At 50.8% G+C, this 1,034-nt stretch carries 2 protein-coding genes; both read left to right on the top strand.

The features are described from left to right. The coding region (locus AC2VE5_RS28095) for a F0F1 ATP synthase subunit gamma (protein WP_486890787.1) at positions 1-314 on the top strand (314 nt) is incomplete at its 5' end. 146 nt (positions 315-460) lie between these two features. Then, the coding region (locus AC2VE5_RS28090) for a GDP-mannose 4,6-dehydratase (RefSeq protein WP_486890786.1) at positions 461-1,034 on the top strand (574 nt) is incomplete at its 3' end.

Raw genomic sequence — 1,034 nt, 5'->3', positions numbered from 1 at the left:
GGGGACAATTCCAAGTTGAGCGCCAAAAGGCAGAAGCCCCGACTCAAAGCTTTTCCCAAGACATGATCTTTGAGCAGGATCCGGTGCAAATTTTGAACGCTCTCCTGCCCCTGTATCTTAATAACCAGTTGCTGCGAGCTTTGCAAGAATCTGCTGCCAGTGAGCTGGCAGCGCGAATGACGGCGATGAATAATGCCAGTGATAACGCTACAGACCTGATTAGTAGCTTGACGCTCTCCTATAACAAAGCCCGTCAGGCCTCAATTACCCAGGAAATCCTGGAAGTGGTTGGCGGAGCTGAAGCCCTGGGCTAACTCCAAGTCCCTGACTCTACCTTCAGCGTCTGCAACCCAGGCGCTGTTTTATTTGCGGCAACTTAAGATCTTGCTGGGCTATAGTTGAGGTCATCTGATTTTTTAATTCCATCTGTTTCTTTAAACTCTAAGTCAGCACCCGCTCTATGAAAGTGCTTGTAGCTGGCGTTGCCGGATTTATTGGTTATCATTTGGCTCAACGCTTATTAGCAGAGGGTGAGCAAGTATGGGGAATCGATAATCTCAACCCCTACTACGATGTCAATCTTAAGCAAGCCCGATTGGATCAATTAAAGGTTCAACCAAACTTTAGGTTTCAGCCTCTGGACCTCGCGGATCGGGCCGGGATGACGGGCCTATTTGAGGCGCAGCGGTTTGAGTGCGTGGTCAATTTGGCTGCCCAGGCGGGGGTGCGCTATTCTCTCCAGAACCCCTTTGCCTACGTTGATAGCAACTTGACAGGATTTGTGAATTTGCTAGAAGGCTGCCGACATCATCAGGTTCCCCACCTGGTGTTTGCCTCTTCCAGCTCTGTCTATGGCGCTAACGTCAAGGTTCCCTTCTCCGTGGGGGATAATGTCGATCATCCTGTCTCTCTCTACGCCGCCAGTAAAAAGGCCAATGAGCTGATTGCCCATGCCTATAGCCATCTTTATCAGCTCCCAACAACGGGATTGCGCTTCTTTACCGTTTATGGCCCCTGGGGCCGGCCGGACATGG

This window comes from Aliterella sp. E5.1 (genome assembly GCF_057473825.1).
The sequence above is the reverse complement of the archived record's forward strand: the minus strand, read 5'-3'. Positions and strand labels throughout refer to the sequence as shown.